This window comes from Lentzea tibetensis, from assembly GCF_007845675.1.
In the GTDB taxonomy this organism is placed as follows: Bacteria; Actinomycetota; Actinomycetes; order Mycobacteriales; family Pseudonocardiaceae; genus Lentzea; species Lentzea tibetensis.
Map to the genome: position 1 here is coordinate 219,194 of NZ_VOBR01000007.1, position 15,630 is coordinate 234,823.

Annotated in this window: 15 protein-coding genes; 5 read left to right on the forward strand and 10 right to left on the reverse strand. The window is 69.3% G+C overall.

Features of this window, described 5'->3' with window-relative positions; genetic code table 11:
• Positions 1–25: 25 nt before the first annotated feature.
• Positions 26–1,627, reverse strand: a complete 1,602-nt coding sequence (locus FKR81_RS13465; RefSeq protein ID WP_146351697.1) for a PucR family transcriptional regulator — start codon at positions 1,625–1,627, stop codon at positions 26–28.
• 107 nt (positions 1,628–1,734) lie between these two features.
• Between FKR81_RS13465 and FKR81_RS13470 the strand changes: the two genes are divergently transcribed.
• Together FKR81_RS13470 and FKR81_RS13475 are read left to right on the forward strand one after the other, a co-directional pair.
• Positions 1,735–3,018, forward strand: coding sequence for an aspartate aminotransferase family protein (locus tag FKR81_RS13470; protein ID WP_146351963.1), 1,284 nt, complete (start codon positions 1,735–1,737; stop codon positions 3,016–3,018).
• Positions 3,015–4,508 carry a CoA-acylating methylmalonate-semialdehyde dehydrogenase gene (locus FKR81_RS13475; RefSeq protein WP_146351699.1) on the forward strand — a complete coding sequence of 498 codons (1,494 nt, stop codon included), beginning with the start codon at positions 3,015–3,017 and terminating at the stop codon, positions 4,506–4,508. Before FKR81_RS13470 ends, FKR81_RS13475 begins: the two co-directional genes overlap by 4 nt.
• 155 nt (positions 4,509–4,663) lie before the next feature.
• Here the strand turns inward: FKR81_RS13475 and FKR81_RS13480 are convergent, their stop codons facing one another.
• From FKR81_RS13480 to FKR81_RS13515, 8 genes are all read right to left on the reverse strand, one after another.
• On the reverse strand, positions 4,664–5,074 hold the full coding sequence (locus FKR81_RS13480) for a proprotein convertase P-domain-containing protein (RefSeq protein WP_146351701.1): 411 nt from the start codon (positions 5,072–5,074) through the stop codon (positions 4,664–4,666).
• 11 nt (positions 5,075–5,085) lie between these two features.
• Positions 5,086–5,466, reverse strand: coding sequence for an FMN-binding protein (locus FKR81_RS13485; RefSeq protein ID WP_146351703.1), 381 nt, complete (start codon positions 5,464–5,466; stop codon positions 5,086–5,088).
• Positions 5,467–5,475: 9 nt separating this feature from the next.
• Entirely contained in the window at positions 5,476–6,762 is a 1,287-nt protein-coding gene (locus tag FKR81_RS13490; RefSeq protein WP_146351965.1) for a ferredoxin reductase family protein, read from the reverse strand.
• A 69-nt stretch (positions 6,763–6,831) separates the two neighbouring features.
• On the reverse strand, positions 6,832–7,515 hold the full coding sequence (locus FKR81_RS13495; RefSeq protein ID WP_146351705.1) for a DUF6789 family protein: 684 nt from the start codon (positions 7,513–7,515) through the stop codon (positions 6,832–6,834).
• Positions 7,516–7,695: 180 nt separating this feature from the next.
• On the reverse strand, positions 7,696–9,036 hold the full coding sequence (locus FKR81_RS13500; RefSeq protein WP_146351707.1) for a helix-turn-helix domain-containing protein: 1,341 nt from the start codon (positions 9,034–9,036) through the stop codon (positions 7,696–7,698).
• A gap of 143 nt (positions 9,037–9,179) precedes the next feature.
• Complete coding sequence (locus tag FKR81_RS13505; protein ID WP_146351709.1) at positions 9,180–9,551, reverse strand: hypothetical protein; 372 nt, start codon at positions 9,549–9,551, stop codon at positions 9,180–9,182.
• A gap of 188 nt (positions 9,552–9,739) precedes the next feature.
• Positions 9,740–10,102: a hypothetical protein gene (locus FKR81_RS13510; RefSeq protein WP_146351711.1), complete on the reverse strand. Its 363-nt coding sequence runs from the start codon at positions 10,100–10,102 to the stop codon at positions 9,740–9,742.
• A 202-nt stretch (positions 10,103–10,304) separates the two neighbouring features.
• Positions 10,305–12,356: an elongation factor G-like protein EF-G2 gene (locus tag FKR81_RS13515; protein WP_146351713.1), complete on the reverse strand. Its 2,052-nt coding sequence runs from the start codon at positions 12,354–12,356 to the stop codon at positions 10,305–10,307.
• 66 nt (positions 12,357–12,422) lie between these two features.
• Here FKR81_RS13515 and FKR81_RS13520 point away from each other — a divergent pair, with 66 nt between their 5' ends.
• From FKR81_RS13520 to FKR81_RS45635, 3 genes are all read left to right on the forward strand, one after another.
• Complete coding sequence (locus FKR81_RS13520; RefSeq protein WP_186762956.1) at positions 12,423–12,926, forward strand: pyridoxamine 5'-phosphate oxidase family protein; 504 nt, start codon at positions 12,423–12,425, stop codon at positions 12,924–12,926.
• A gap of 84 nt (positions 12,927–13,010) precedes the next feature.
• The gene (gene pdxS / locus FKR81_RS13525; RefSeq protein ID WP_146351716.1) at positions 13,011–13,904 is read left to right on the forward strand and encodes a pyridoxal 5'-phosphate synthase lyase subunit PdxS; all 894 of its coding nucleotides are present in this window, start codon (positions 13,011–13,013) and stop codon (positions 13,902–13,904) included.
• A gap of 245 nt (positions 13,905–14,149) precedes the next feature.
• Positions 14,150–14,284: a hypothetical protein gene (locus FKR81_RS45635; RefSeq protein WP_268891551.1), complete on the forward strand. Its 135-nt coding sequence runs from the start codon at positions 14,150–14,152 to the stop codon at positions 14,282–14,284.
• Between the two features lie 2 nt (positions 14,285–14,286).
• Here FKR81_RS45635 and FKR81_RS13530 read toward each other — a convergent pair whose 3' ends face one another.
• A complete protein-coding gene (locus FKR81_RS13530; protein ID WP_146351718.1) occupies positions 14,287–15,582 on the reverse strand; it encodes a cytochrome P450 in 1,296 nt (431 codons plus the stop codon).
• Between the last annotated feature and the right edge of the window lie 48 nt (positions 15,583–15,630).

Below are 15,630 nucleotides of genomic sequence, written 5' to 3' on the forward strand. Positions count from 1 at the left end.
GGCCCATGACGCGGTGGCACCCGCGTCATGGGCCCATCTCGTGCACCAGCAACGCCACGTAGAGCGACAACACCGACTCCGGGTCCTCCAGCGACACCCCGAGCACCTGCTCGATCCGGGACAGCTGCTGGTAGAACGCCGTGCGCGAGAGGTGCGCCGCCGAGGCGGCCGCCGACTTGTTGCCGCCGTGCTCGCACAGGCACCGCAACAGCTCGACCAGCCTGCTGCCCTGCGCCGTGTCGCGCGACAGCAACGGCCCCAGCTCGCGGTCCGCGAATGCGCGCACCCGCTCGTCGTCCCGCAGCAGGTGCAGCAGTCCGCGCAGCCGGACGTCGTCGAGCCGGTGGTACAGCTGGGATCCCGGTGAGCGCAGCGCCGCACCCGCGACGTGCGCCGCCTCGCCGAGCGAACGCCGGACGTCGACCGACGACGACACGGTCGTGCCGACGGCGATGACGACCGAACCCGCAGCCGTGCGGTGGATCTCGCGCGCGACCTTGCGCAGAACCCCTTCCACGCCAACGGTCAGCGGCACCGACAACAACGCGCGCACGGACGTCTCGTCCACGACGCCGACCAGCGCGGCCACCGTCACCCGGCGCGCCGCCAGCGCGGTCGCCTCGGCCAGGTCGCGCAGCACCTCCTGCGTCGCAAGGGTTTGCGCGGACGGGATCGCGCTCGACGGCCGGATCGCGACACCGACGAGCTGACGTCGTTCGAGCGGAACGCCCAGCGCCGCCGCCCGCGCGCCGAGATCGGGTGAGAGCGGTGCCTGGCCGAGCAGCTGGGCGAGCAGCGTGCGGTGAGTCTGGCGCTCCAGCGACTCCCGGTCCCGCGCGACGAGCCGGTGCACGGCCAGCGCGGACGCGGCGCGTTCGGCGACGACGACGTGCCGGTGCGGCGGAGCCTCGGGGGAGAGCAGCACGAGCCGTCCCCAGTCCGCGCCCCGTGCGCCGACCACGGTGACCAGCCAGCCGGACGTCGCGTGGTACGCCGTGCGCTCCGAGACGGTGACCGCGCGCGAGCGCGAGCCCCAGTCGTCGAGCAGCTCGGACGGATCCTGACCAGCGGCGTCGTACGCGAGCACGTCGTGGCCGAGCGTCTCGAGCACGACCGGCAGCCCGGACGTGCGCGCCACCTCGCGCAGCACCTCGGACGGCTCGGCGCCGGCGACTGTGAGCGCGGTGAACGTCTCGTGCACCTGCTCGGCGGCCCGCAGCTCGGCGAGCTGGGCGTCCACGATCAGCGCGACGACGGCCTCGGTGACCGACACGTACCTGGTCTCCTGCGCGAGCGTGACCAGCGGCAACCCGTGCCGCTCGGCCGCGTCGACCAGCGCCTGCGGCACGTCGTCGCGCCAGCGGCGGCCGAGCTCCAGCACCAGGCCGGCCACCCCGACCTCGGCGAGGTCGTCGACGTAGCTGGTCAGTGCGTTGTCGTCGGACCCGAGCAGCACGCCGGTGGTGAGCACCAACTCGCCGCCGCGCAGCAGTGGCGCGATGTCTGCGACCTCGGCCACATGGACCCAGCGGACGCGCCGCTGCATCCCGGCCGAGCCCGCCACGACACGCGGTTTTCCCTGTCGCACGATCGGCAGTGCGACCACTTCGGCGACCGTCGGGTACATGAACACAACGTAATGCGAATCCCCCGATCCCGGTACAGGTTGTCCATGGCGGGGAACCGCTCGCGCGGACAGACTCCGACGTAGGCGGAACGACCCTGGAGGACGTGATGGACGACCTGCTCGCCCGGCACCGCGCGGTCATGCCCAACTGGCTGGCGCTCTACTACGACGAGCCGATCGAGATCGCGTCGGCGTCCGGCCGCCGGGTCACCGACCGCGACGGCACCACGTACCTGGACTTCTTCGCCGGCATCCTGACCAACGCGATCGGCTACGACGTGGCCGAGATCAGCGACGCGGTCCGGTCGCAGCTCGACACCGGCGTGCTGCACACGTCCACGCTGTACCTGATCCGCAAGCAGGTCGAGCTCGCGGAGAAGATCGCCGAGCTGTCCGGAATTCCGGACGCCAAGGTGTTCCTCACCAACTCGGGCACCGAGGCCAACGAGACCGCGCTGATGCTGGCCACGACCGCGCGGCGCAGCGAGCAGGTGCTGGCGCTGCGCAACTCCTACCACGGCAGGGCGTTCGCGACGGTCGGCATCACCGGTAACCGCGGCTGGTCGGCGTCGTCGCTCAGCCCGGTCAAGGTGTCGTGGGTGCACGGCGGCTACCAGTTCCGCAGCCCGTTCAAGTCGTACTCCGACGCGGACTACATCAAGGCGTGCGTCGCGGACCTGCGCGACATCATCGAGACGACGACCTCCGGTGACGTGGCGTGCATGATCGCCGAGCCGATCCAGGGCGTCGGCGGGTTCACCGCCCCGCCGGACGGCCTGTTCCGCGCCTTCAAGGAAGTGCTGGACGAGTACGGGATCCTGTTCATCTCCGACGAGGTGCAGACCGGCTGGGGCCGCACCGGCGAGCACTTCTGGGGCATCCAGGCGCACGACGTGGTGCCGGACGCGATGACGTTCGCCAAGGGCCTCGGCAACGGTCTCGCGGTCGGCGGCGTCGTCGCGCGGGGGTCGCTGATGGACACGCTGAACGCGAACTCGATCTCCACGTTCGGTGGCAACCCGGTGTCCTCGGCCGGTGCGCTGGCGACGTTGAACTACCTGCTGGACCACGACCTCCAGGCCAACGCGGCGAAGCTCGGGTCGCGGCTGATCGCGGGGCTGCGGTCGGTCGCCGAGCGGCACCCGGTCGTCGGGGACGTGCGCGGCAAGGGCCTCATGGTCGGCATCGAGTTCGTCGGGCCCGAGGGCGAGCCGAACGCGGCCGCCGCGGCGGGCGTGCTGGAGGAGACGCGGCGCCGCGGCCTGCTCGTCGGCAAGGGCGGGTTGTACGGCAACGTGATCCGCCTGGCGCCGCCGATGACGCTGACCGAGGACGAGCTGGAGGAGGCGCTGGGCATCCTGACCGCGTCCGTCGAGGCGGTGTCCGCGTGAACCGGATCACCCACTGGATCGGCGGAAAGCCTTGGGACGGCGTGGTTTCCCGGTCCGGCGACGTCTACGACCCGGCGACCGGGCAGGTGGCGTCGCAGGTCGACTTCGCTTCCGCCGCTGACGTCGACGCCGCCGTCGACGCGGCATCGGGTGCGTTCGCTTCGTGGCGCAACGCTTCGCTGGCGCAGCGGTCGACGGTGATGTTCGCGTTCCGCGAGCTGCTGAACGCGCGCAAGGGCGAGCTGGCCGAGATCGTGACCGCCGAGCACGGCAAGGTGCTGTCCGACGCGGCGGGGGAGATCCAGCGCGCGCTGGAGTCCGTCGAGTACGCGTGCGGGATTCCCGCACTGCTGAAGGGCGGGTTCTCGGAGAACGCGTCGACCCGCGTCGACGTGTACTCGATCCAGCAGCCGCTGGGCGTGGTCGGCGTGATCTCGCCGTTCAACTTCCCGGCGATGGTGCCGCTGTGGTTCGTGCCGACGGCCATCGCGTGCGGCAACGCCGTGGTGCTGAAGCCGTCGGAGAAGGACCCGTCGGCGTCGAACTTCATCGCGTCGCTGTTCGCCGAGGCCGGGCTGCCGGACGGCGTGCTGAACGTCGTGCACGGCGACAAGGTCGCGGTCGACCGGCTGCTGGAGCACCCGCGCGTCAAGGGGATCTCGTTCGTCGGGTCCACGCCGATCGCGCGGTACGTCTACGAGACCGGGACGTCGCACGGCAAGCGCGTGCAGGCGCTCGGTGGCGCCAAGAACCACATGGTCGTGCTGCCCGACGCCGACCTCGACCTCGCCGCGGACGCCGCGGTGTCCGCCGGCTTCGGGTCGGCGGGGGAGCGGTGCATGGCGATCTCGGTCGTCGTGGCCGTGGATCCGGTGGGTGACCAGCTGGTCTCCAAGATCACCGAGCGGATCGCGAAGCTGCACGTCGGCGACGGCAGGCGGCCGGGCTGCGAGATGGGGCCCCTGGTCACCGGGGTGCATCGCGACAAGGTCGTGTCCTATGTGGACGCTGGCGTGTCGTCGGGCGCCTCGCTCGTCGTGGACGGGCGTTCGCACGCGATCGACGGTGCCGCCGAGGGGTTCTGGCTCGGGCCGACGTTGTTCGACCACGTCGGCACGGACATGTCGATCTACACCGACGAGATCTTCGGGCCGGTGCTGTCCGTGGTGCGCGTCCCGTCGTACGACGACGCCGTCGAGATGGTGAACGACAACCGGTACGGCAACGGCACGGCGATCTTCACCAACGACGGTGGCGCCGCGCGGCAGTTCCAGAACGAGATCGAGGTCGGCATGGTCGGCGTGAACGTGCCGATCCCGGTGCCGGTCGCGTACTACTCGTTCGGCGGCTGGAAGGACTCCCTGTTCGGCGACTCGCACGCTTACGGGCCGCACGGCGTGCACTTCTTCACCCGCTCGAAGGTGATCACGTCGCGCTGGCTCGACCCCTCGCACGGCGGAGTCAACCTCGGGTTCCCCCAGAACACCTAGCAGAACACGGGAGCTGGTCGAACGGTTCTCGCTGCTCGGCATCCTGGGCACCGGCGTGCTCTTCGAGTACGCCGGTGCCGCCTTCTTCACGGTGCGCGACGGAAGTTTGCACACCGCCTGGGTGCTGGGCGATCTGGTGGCCCTGCGAGCCCAGCTCACCCGAGGTTGAGCGACCACCGGTCGAAGTGACCCACGTCGGCCTCGGCGCGGTCCTGCACCTTCAGCGCCCACTTCCCGTTGCCGGTCTCGCCGGACGCGTTGACGGTGAAGGTCTCGTTCACGTCGTCCTTGCCGTCCAGGCTGTTGGTGTTCTTCAGCCGGAACTCGCGCCCGGACGGCCCGACGAGGTCGATCCGCAGGTCACCGCGGAACTCGTGCCTGACCAGCACGGCGACCTTCAGGTCGGCGGGTGCGTTGCCGGGACAGCCGGACACGACGATCTCGGCGACCACGGGTGGTCCCGCGTCGGGGATCTTGGCATCCCGGTCGTTGACGTGCGTTCCGCAGCCCGCCGGAGCGGGCACGGGTAACGCGAGCGCGGTCAGCAGAGCGATGGTCGTGAGCATCGGCTTCTCCCTCAAGGCTTGTGGTCGAGTGCGAACTGAAGTGAGCGGGAGTAGGCCTCGCTGGTGATGGTCGCGCCGGACACCGTGTCGATGTCCGCGCTCTGCGCCCGCAAGACCTCCTCCCGCAGGATCGGCAGGGCCATGCGGGTGGGCGCGCTGTCCGGCGCCTGCAACACCCGCACGTCGGCGATCCGATCCTCGGTGAAGACGACCGCGACCTGCACCGCGCCTCGCCAGGTGATCTCCACCGAACCGGGGACGGTGTCCGCCGCGGACGCGGCCGGCACCGGTGGCGTGATCGTCAACGGCGCCAGCGCCGCGCTGGGCTCGAACTGCCACACGACGACGAAACCGGTGGCGGACAACAGCATCGCGGGGATCGCGCGGTGCATTTCAGCTCCTCAACTGGCCAGGCTGAACCGTTCGGTGTGGATGAGCGCGGGCGGGACGCTCAGTTCGCGCAGGCTCGCCATCGTGGCGCGCACCATGGGCGGCGGGCCGCACAGGAACACGTCGCGCTGCCGCAGGTCCGGCACCAGCGCGAGCAGGTTGTCCGCGCCGAGCAGCAGGCCGTTGCGGTTGGCCGCGGTCGGCGGCCCGGTGAGCAGATGCACGTCCGCGCCCCGCCGGTAGCCGATGTCGACGAGCTCCCACAGCAGCACCGCGTCGTTGGCGGTGTTGACCCGGTAGAGCACGACGACGTGGCCGCGGATGTCCTCCAGCAGCGCCCTGATCGGCGTCACCCCGACCCCGCCCGCGATCAGCACCGCGTTCGGCATGCGCTGGTGCAACGTCGTGAACGCGCCGTACGGGCCCTCCGCGAACACCCTCGTGCCCGGCTTGAGCGAGCGCAGCGCCGCGCTGCCCGCGCCGAGCGCTTTCGCGGTGAGGCGCAACGAGCTGCCGTCCGGTGCGGCCGAGAGCGAGAACGGGTTGGCCTGCCACCAGCGGTCCCTGGTGAGGAACCGCCACAGGAAGAACTGCCCCGCCCGCGCGGGCAGCTCGTCCAGGCGCCTGCCGGTGACGTAGACGGACACGACGTCCGCCGACTCGGGCACCACCGCCGAGACCCGCAGCCGGTGCTTCACGTTGCGCCGCAGTGGAAGCAGCACGCGTCCCACGAGCACCGCGCCCAGCGCGGCACCCCAGAGCGTCCACCAGTAGGCGCGCGACACCGCGTTGCCGGTGAACGACGGGCCGACCACGAGCTGGTGGCTGAACGCCAGCACCACGGCGACGTAGGTGTAGAGGTGCAGGAAGTGCCACGTCTCGTAGGCGAGCCTGCGCCGCGCCCACCTCGCCGACGCGACCGCGACCCCCACGACCAGTGCGAACGCGACGACCGCGCGCAGCACGCCCGCCGCGCCGAACATCAGCTGCAACGGCGTGACCCGCTCCAGGAACCCCAGCGTGGTGAACACCGTGTGCCCGATGAGCAGCCACAGCACGGAGAAGCCGTTCCACCGGTGCAGCGAGGTGAGCCGGTCCATGCCGAGCCTGCGGTCGAGCCACGGCAGCCTTGCCACGAGCAGCAGCTGGAACGCCATCAGCAGCGCGCCGTAGAGCCCGAAGATGCGGCCCAGGCTGAGCAGTGCGGTGCGGGACGCGCCCGTGGTGACGTACAGGGACGTCACCACGAGCACGTTCACCCCGAGCACCGCGCACAGCCAGATCCTGGCCGTGGCCATCGGCGGGAGCTTCGAACCGAAGACCCGCGCGACGACGGGAGAGCGCAGTGTCGTCACGTCGCCGCTCGCTCACTCGCCCGCGCGGCGCAACAGCTTGGCGTACGTGAACCCGAGCACCGACCCGTAAATCAGATGGCCGACGAGGCTCGCCACGAAATTCACCGGGGTGATGGGGAACAACACGGTGCTGCCGTAGGCGGAGAAGTAAATCGTGCCGAGCAGACCGGACCAGATGAAGATGCCGTAGCAGACTCCTGTTGCCACCAGATGACGCTTCCAGCTGAGCAGCGCGCATCCGAGCCCGAACACGAGACCCATTCCACCGCCGTCGCCGAGCCAGCGCCAGAAGTAGCCCAGTGCCATGTTCGTGCCTTCACCGCCGTAGATCCAGGCACCCATCTGCGGAATGAAATCGGGCCAGATCCCCAGGATGACGAACGGGATCCGTGCCGCGTCGTAGGCGAACACGCCGACCAGGCCGCCCAGTAGTCCCCGCACGACAGCCGGGGTTTCGGGCACCTTCTTGAGCGCGAGGACCGCCGCTAGGAGCACGACAGGAAGAACCAGGTAGGGGGCTGAGTCCTTCATGTGGATGAATCCGAAGGCGTGTAACGCGATGGACAGCACCGGCAGTGCGCCGGCTGCGACAAAAGTGACGAGTCGAAGGGCGAACCATGCTACTGTCCGTGGTTTTTCGAGAGATACGCCGAATTGTGGCGCGACGGACACCAAGCGAACACGTGCGTGCAGCACCTCTCCAGCCTCCTACCGCATTTACAGTGGCGGCGGCGGTCGTCCCATGTGAGACGAATATGAGTGTGCTGTCGCGGTTGAATGGAATGGAAGAGATGATGTGCGTAGCGGGTGCGGAATGTTCAACCCGCATCTTGAATACGATCAAGCAACGCGCAGGTCAGGTGGAATTTCGGGCTGTTACGGAAGTGCGTTCAGTATCCCCGCGATGGAAGACACCTTGCTCCACGGATGCAGCTTGCGGAGTTCGCGGCTGATGAGGATGGAACCGCTCGACGACGCGAGCGCCAGTGCTTCGGAGCCTGCGATCGACGCCTGTTCCATGCCGCCGGTGCTGGCGTGCGCGAAGGCGAGCTTCGACAGGTGCACGCCGAGCAGCCACCGGCAGGTCGGTGTGCCCTCGTTGCGCAGGTGCTCGTACTGCGCGATCGCCTCGCGGTGGCGGCCGAGGTCGACGCAGCACGCGGCGCGCTGCAGCTCGACGTGCCGGACCTGGAACCAGCTGCCGAGGCGGTACTCGGGCGTGCGCACGGGCGTGATGTCCTCGACGAGCTTGCGCGCTTGATCGAGCTTGTTGAGGCACGCGGCTTCCTCGCCGATCCGGGCCTGGCTCTGCGCTTCCTGCTGCAGCGTCATCGCGCGCAGCTGCGGGTCGAGCCCGTCGTGCCTGCGCGCGGCGCGCGCGAGCCCGATGGCGCGGTCGTCGTCGTCCTCGAGCTCGGCCTGCATGCTCATCCGGCGGTACGCGTACGCGACGAGCTGCTGGTCGTCCGCGGCCTGCGCCTGCTGCAGCGAGCGCTCGGTCCACCACGCGGCGCCCGGCAGGTCGCCGGTCTGCAGGTGCAGCCAGCCGCAGAACTCCGCGTACAGCGCGGCGATGTCGAGGATCTGGGTGCGCCACTTGCCTTTCGCGAGCGGGCGCAACCGGTCGACGAACTCGTACAGCTGCCGCACCGCGGGCAGCATGCTCGAGCTCGAGATCCAGCTGTCCGCGTCGTTGACCACGCGACGCAGGAACAGCAGCTGCCGCACCACTTCCTCGTTGATGGGGGAGCTGTTGCGCGCGTCGTCGCGCCCGGCGTTGAACGCCGCGGGCGCGCACGCCATCAGGAGGCCGTGCCCGTCGAGCGCGCCGCCCATGATGTTCTGCACGAGCGTGGGCGGGCAGTCGTTGGTGCGCGGGCGCCGGACGTCGATCGGTGCGATGCCGACCTCGTCCTCGGTGAGCCCGAGCAGGTGCGCCGGAATGCTCAGCAGCCGCTGGAAGATCCTCAGCACGCGCACGTCGTACGCGAGGTTGCCGCCGGACTCGATGCGGGAGATCGCCGACTGCGAGAAGCCGGCCATGATGCCGAGCTGGTCCTGCCGCAGGCCGCGGGCGCGGCGCGCGATCGCGATGACCATGCCGGGTGAGGAGTGGAGCACCGCCTGTCGCACTTCCCAAGACGCCCACAAAGAGGGTGGTACCGCGGTGGTTTCATCAGGCTCGACGGTCAACTCGGTGTCGGCGGACCCGCGCATCGCACAACCTCGCCAGGTAGTTCGGCGCGGCGGCGGAAGTACTTAGTTAGACAACTTTCCTTACTATTAAATTACCAGTCCTTGAGTTGTAGTGTCAACAAGGTCACCGGGGTGTGATCACCCCGGTGACCTCAGTTACTTGCTTATTCGCACTCAACTGCTTCGAGCGTCGGGTCCTCGGCGACGCCCGCCGCCACGAAGCAGACCTCGTCGCCTGCCGCGACCGTCTCCGCGTAGGCCGAACCGCCCTTGTCCACGACGACGCGCGACCAGACCAGGTCCTCGTGCGAACGCGGGTAGACCGTGAACGTCGTCGACTCGCCGCTCTTGACGCCGGAGTGGCAGTAGCCGCCGAGCCAGTCGAGCCCGCACAGGTGCGCGGTGTAGTCGCCCTTGTTGAAGACCACGACCTCTACTTCGATCTTGGCTGTCGACGCGCTCGCCGCCGGCGTGAGCGCCACCGCGGCGCCGAGAGCGAACGTCAGTGCCAGTGTCCTGCGAATCCCACTCCACATGGGGTTTCCCCTCGGGTTGGTGCTCGCACCGACCGGCGGCCAACCGGTGAGGCCGCGGTACGTCCGCGCACCCTGGCTCAACACGAGCACAGCGTCTCGGTTGGTTCGGAACTGGTCGCGTTCACCGTTGACATCGCGGAAGTTGGCTCTGTGCAATGGAAAAGGGGGCCGAACGGCCCCCTCTTCACTCACCCGCAGTCGACCGGCTGCACCGTCGGGTTCTTGTTCGTCCCCCGCGCCTCGAAGCAGATCCGGTCGCTGCTGGCGACCGTGGACTGCTCGTCGAAACCCTTGGTCACGACCCGCGCCCAGACCAGGTCCTCGCGCGACCGCGGGTGGACCGTGAACTTCTCCGTGGTGCCCCTGCGCACCGGGCCCCGGCAGTACCCGCCGAGCCAGTCGAACCCGCACAGGTGTGCCGAGTAACTGCCCTTGTTCGTGACCTCGACGGTCACGTTCAGCTTCTCCGCCGCGGACGCCGGCTGGGCCAGCGCGACAGTGGCGACGAAAGCGAACAACACTGCCAGGACCCGTTGAATCCCACTCTTCATGGGTTTGTTCCCCTCGGGTTGGTCCTCGCACCGACCGGCGGCCAACCGGTGAGGCCGCGGTGTCTCCGCGCACCTGGGACCAACACGAGAGAGGCGTCTCGCTTGGTTCGGATCTGGTTCGGAGATGTCAGCTTCCACGGTTGACACCGCGAAAAGTGGCTCCGCACAAGGAAAAGGGGGCCGTGCGGCCCCCTCTTCGCACCTATTTGGCCTTGGTGGCCAAGGCTTCCGGTAGTGGGTCGTACCGGCAGAACTGCCGGGTGAACGTGCCGGTGCCCGACGTGAGCGACCGCAGTTCGATGGCGTAGCGCAACAACTCGGAGCTGGGCACCTCGGCCCGGATGACGGTGCGCCCGCCCTCGTCCGCCTCGGTGCCGAGCACGCGCCCGCGCCGCCCGGACAGGTCGCCGAGCACGGTGCCGAGGTGTTCGTCGGGCAGCCGGATCGCCACCTCGTCCATCGGCTCGAGCAACGTGGTCCGCCCGTTCGCGGCGGCCTCCTTCAGCGCCATCGAACCCGCGGTCTGGAAGGCGGCGTCGGACGAGTCGACCGAGTGGGCCTTGCCGTCGACCAGGGTCACCCGGACGTCGACCATCGGAATCCCGTCGTGCAGGCCCCTTTCCAGCTGGGCGCGCACACCCTTCTCCACGGACGGGATGAACTGGTTCGGGATCGCGCCGCCGACGATCTTGTCGACGAACTCGAAGCCCGAGCCGCGAGGCAGCCCTTCCACGACCACGTCGCACACGGCGTACTGGCCGTGCCCGCCGGACTGCTTCACGTGCCTGCCGTGGCCCTTCGACTGACCGGCGAACGTCTCCCGCAGCGCGACGCGCACTGGTTCGGTGTCGACCTCGGCGCCACCGGCGCGCAGGCGGTCGAGCACCACGGCCGCGTGGGCCTCTCCCATGCACCACAACACCATCTGGTGCGTCTCGGGGTTGCGGTCCAGCCGCAGCGTCGGGTCGCTGGCGACCAGGCGGTTGAGGTTGCGCGCGAGGTTGTCCTCGTCGGAGCGCGAGCGCGGGACGACGGCGATGGGCAGCAGCGGCTCCGGCATGTCCCACGGTGCCATCAGCAGCGGCTGCTCGGGTGCCGAGACCGTGTCGCCCGTCTCGGCCGAGGTGAGCTTCGTCAGCGCGCACAGGTCGCCCGCGACGCAGTACGGCACCTCGCGCAGGTTGGCGCCCAGAGGTGAGTAGACGTGCGCGACGCGTTCGTCCACGTCGTGGTCCTCGTGGCCGCGGTCGGCCATGCCGTGGCCGGACACGTGCACCGGGCGTTCCGGACGGAGGGTGCCGGAGAAGACCCGGACGAGCGACACGCGGCCGACGTAGGAGTCCACCGCGGTGCGGACGACCTCGGCGACGAGTGGACCGTCGGGATCGGCGGCGAGCCGGGGGCGCGGGATGCCGTCGATGCCGGTGATGTCCGGCAACGGGTGTTCCAGAGGTGAGGGGAACGCGCGGGCGATGCCGTCGAGCAGCTCGGTCAGGCCCATGCCGGTCGAGGCGCACACCGGGACCACCGGGTGGAAGGAGCCGCGTGCGACGGCGGTCTCCAGGTCGGTGATCAGGGTCTGCTGGTCGATCTCCTCGCCGCCGAGGTACCGGTCCATGAGGGACTCGTCCTCGCTCTCGGCGATGATGCCCTCGATCAGCGCGTTGCGTTCGTCCGGGTAGTCCTCGCTGGTCAGCAGGCCGATCAGGCCGTCGTCGCCGGGGAGGTAGAGCGGTACGACGCCCGCGCCGAACGCGGCCTGGCACGCGGCTATCTCGTTCAGCACGTCGGCGCGGTGGTGGTCGGTGCGGGTGATCACGACGGCGCGCGGCATGCCGACGGTCGCGCACTCCTCCCACAGCGCCACGGTCGCGGCGTCGACGCCTTCGAACGCGTTCACCACGAACAGCGCCGCGTCCGCCGCGCGGAGCCCTGCGCGCAGCTCTCCCACGAAGTCGGCGTATCCGGGTGTGTCGATCAGGTTGATCTTGATGTCACCGTGCTGCAGCGGTGCGACCGCGAGGCCGACTGAGCGTTGCTGGCGGACGGCGGCCGGGTCGTGGTCGCAGACTGTGTTGCCCTCGGTCACCGAGCCGGCGCGGGTGAGCACGCCGGTGGTGGCGAGAAGGGCCTCGGTGAGCGTTGTCTTGCCTGCGCCGGACGGACCGACGAGCACGACGTTGCGGACCTTGGCCGGGTCGTCCACAGCGACCGCGCCTGCCGGTTGTCCGTTGTCGGAGTGTTTGCTGCCCATGGGACGGACCTCCCGTCAAGTTCGTAGTGTTCGATCTCACACCCGTTGAGCGGGGAGGACAAGTCCGTGGACCCGGTAGCAGCAACACCTCGGTTGTACGGAGCGGCCGCACCACCCGGTCGGCTGCTTCCATGGGAGTGGGCGCGCACCCGTCTGGTGGAGGCCCGCACGTACTGGATCGCGTCCGTGTCGCCGTCCGGCAGGCCGCACACCCGGCCGGTGTGGGGCGCGTGGACGACGCTCGGGCTGTGGTTCTCGACCGGATCATCGGCCAGGCGGAACCTGCTGGTGAACCCCTTGATCTCGGTGCACCTGGAGGACGGCGACGAGGTCGTCGTCGTGGAGGGGACGGCCCGTTCGAGTGCGCCTGGACCCTGCCTCCAGGCGTACAACGCCAAATACTCGTGGTCGTTCCGCGCGGCCGGTGACGGCGTCCAGGACGACGACGGCACCACCGGTGCGGCGTTCCTCGTCGTGCCGGACGTGGTGTTCGGGTGGGAGTCGGGGATGGGCGCGCCGACGAAGTGGCACCCGTCACCACCAGGCACGAGGCCGGAAGTGGACTGGTGATTCCGGGCTGCAGTGGACCGCGTGGAGTGGCCACGTGCGACGTACGATCGGACCAGTTCCCTCCCAACTCAGAAAGGTTGCCCGTTGAGCACTGATCAGGTGACTGGTACCGCGCGGGTGAAGCGCGGCATGGCCGAGATGCTCAAGGGTGGCGTGATCATGGACGTGGTCGACGCCACTCAGGCGAAGATCGCCGAAGACGCCGGCGCAGTGGCCGTCATGGCCCTCGAGCGCGTCCCCGCCGACATCCGCTCCCAGGGCGGCGTCGCCCGGATGAGCGACCCGGACCTGATCGACGGCATCATCAACGCCGTCTCGATCCCCGTCATGGCGAAGGCCCGCATCGGCCACTTCGTCGAGGCGCAGGTCCTCGCGTCGCTCGGTGTCGACTACATCGACGAGTCCGAGGTGCTGACCCCGGCGGACTACGCGAACCACATCGACAAGTGGCAGTTCACCGTGCCCTTCGTCTGCGGCGCCACGAACCTGGGTGAGGCGCTCCGCCGCATCACCGAGGGTGCCGCCATGATCCGCTCGAAGGGCGAGGCGGGCACCGGTGACGTCTCGAACGCCACCACGCACATGCGCAAGATCCGCGGCGAGCTCCGCCGCCTGCAGACCATGGCCCCGGACGAGCTGTACGTCGCGGCCAAGGAGCTCCAGGCGCCGTACGAGCTGGTCAAGGAGGTCGCTGAGGCCGGCAAGCTCCCCGTGGTGCTGTTCACCGCCGGTGGCATCGCCACCCCGGCCGACGCCGCGATGATGATGCAGCTCGGCGCCGAGGGCGTGTTCGTCGGCTCCGGCATCTTCAAGTCCGGCAACCCGGCGCAGCGCGCCGAGGCCATCGTGAAGGCCACCACCTTCTACGACGACCCGGACGTCATCGCCAAGGTCTCGCGCGGCCTGGGTGAGGCCATGGTCGGCATCAACGTCGACGAGATCCCCGAGCCGCACCGCCTCGCCGAGCGCGGCTGGTAACCGCTCCGCACGTCGTGTCCCCCAGGGCTTCGGTCCTGGGGGACACGTCTCGTTTCGGGGCCGACAGCCTGTTCGGAACTGTTCCGAACAGGCGTTCTCGTTGACCTGGTGATCTTGCGGGCCGGAGGGTCGAGGTGCCAGATACCCGACCTCCTCGGTCAGGAACGTGTCCGGTACCAGGCCCCGCCACCAGTGCCAGGAGCAGCCTGCGTGGCTTCTTCTTCGCCACCGGGGAAAGTGACGGCGTGGCACCGGTCGCGAGCCGCTGGCGCGCGTCCACCCAGCTCCGCACCGCGTCGTCGTCCAGCCCGCACGCGCGGGCGAACTCGGCTGGTTCGGTGATCTCGGCCGGATCGGGCGGAGTTGTTGCCACACCGTGAAACTAGCGCTTGACGTACCTCACCCGGCACGGGCTCTGCGGCCACCTGGTCTGCTGCCCGGTCATGGGCTGCGGGTCGGAGTCGATCAGTTCGAGGTCGAGGCGCTGCAGGAGCCTGGTGATGATCACCTTGAGCTCCAGGTAGACGAAGTTCTCGCCGAGGCACCGGTGGAAGCCGCCGCCGAACCCGTACAGCGCCTGCTTCTTCTTCGGCTCGTCGGAGAACCGGTCCGGGATGAACTCGTCGGGTTCGGGGAACACCTCGGGCAGCCGGTGTGAGACGCCCTGGTGCAGCATCACCATGGTGCCCTTGGGGAAGTGGTAGCCGTCGTAGTCGATCGGCTCGGTAGCTCGGCGCACCACGCCGTTCGTGCTCGGGTGCAGCCGCTCGGTCTCGTGCAGCGCGTTGTCGAGGTGCACGAGACGGCGCATCGTCTTCACGTCGACCGCGGTCGTGTGCTCGACCTCGGCCATGACCTTCTTGAGCTCCAGCGGGTGTCGCAGCAGGTCGATCATCGCCCAGCTGAGGTGGGCGATCGTGGTGTCGTGGCCGACCCACAGCAGGATGAGCAGCAGCGAGACGAGCACGTCGTCCGGCACGGGCTCTTTGGTGTCGGCGTAGACCGCGGTGGCCAGCGTCTGGAGGAAGTCGGACTCCGCGGGCGGGTTGAGCTTGCGGTCCTCGATCAGCTCGGTGCACTTCCTGCGGAGCACGTCGCGGGCGCGGTGGCTGCGCACGATGTGCGGCAGGGGCACCCAGCCCGGCGTGACCGGGTCCACCCCGCCGGAGAACCGCCGGAAGACGTCGAAGAACCCGTCGATCCTCGTGGCGACGTCGACGCCGAGGAACGACGCCGCCGCGATGTCCATGAGCAGCGGGCCGAACGCCTCGACGAGATCGAACTCGCCCTCGGCCGGCAGCGCGTCGATGAACTCGGTCGCCTTGCGGTCCATGAGGTCCAGCTGCCCGGCGATGTGCTTGCCGGTGAACTGGGGGACCAGGATCTCGCGCTGCCGCAGGTACTCCTTGCGCTCCTCCAGCCAGTACACCTTGGTGAACATGTGCTTGAGGAACGGGTAGGCGTCCTTGATGGACAGTCGCGAGTCCGCCTCGCCGAACATGAACCTGCCGCGCTCAGGTCCGAGCAGCACCACGCCGGGCCCGCCGGGCAGCCGGACCGAGAACATCGTGCCGTGCTCTTCGAACCCGCGGCGGATCAGGCGGTCGGGATTCCTGAGGAACTCGACGGCGTGGCCGACGAGCGGCTTCGCGCCGGACACGGTGGGAGGAAGTGTCATGTCTGGCTTTCTATCCGCTGGCAAGTGCTCCCCTTGACGTGCGCCGTG

Bases quoted from the DNA above. Each gene is read 5' to 3' on its own strand.
- FKR81_RS13500 (WP_146351707.1), bottom strand. From the start codon at position 9,036: ATGCGCGGGTCCGCCGACACCGAGTTGACCGTCGAGCCTGATGAAACC.
- FKR81_RS13510 (WP_146351711.1), bottom strand. From the start codon at position 10,102: ATGAAGAGTGGGATTCAACGGGTCCTGGCAGTGTTGTTCGCTTTCGTC.
- FKR81_RS13530 (WP_146351718.1), bottom strand. From the start codon at position 15,582: ATGACACTTCCTCCCACCGTGTCCGGCGCGAAGCCGCTCGTCGGCCAC.
- FKR81_RS13505 (WP_146351709.1), bottom strand. From the start codon at position 9,551: ATGTGGAGTGGGATTCGCAGGACACTGGCACTGACGTTCGCTCTCGGC.
- FKR81_RS13515 (WP_146351713.1), bottom strand. From the start codon at position 12,356: ATGGGCAGCAAACACTCCGACAACGGACAACCGGCAGGCGCGGTCGCT.
- FKR81_RS13485 (WP_146351703.1), bottom strand. From the start codon at position 5,466: ATGCACCGCGCGATCCCCGCGATGCTGTTGTCCGCCACCGGTTTCGTC.
- FKR81_RS13465 (WP_146351697.1), bottom strand. From the start codon at position 1,627: ATGTACCCGACGGTCGCCGAAGTGGTCGCACTGCCGATCGTGCGACAG.
- FKR81_RS13470 (WP_146351963.1), top strand. From the start codon at position 1,735: ATGGACGACCTGCTCGCCCGGCACCGCGCGGTCATGCCCAACTGGCTG.
- FKR81_RS13480 (WP_146351701.1), bottom strand. From the start codon at position 5,074: ATGCTCACGACCATCGCTCTGCTGACCGCGCTCGCGTTACCCGTGCCC.
- FKR81_RS13490 (WP_146351965.1), bottom strand. From the start codon at position 6,762: ATGGCCACGGCCAGGATCTGGCTGTGCGCGGTGCTCGGGGTGAACGTG.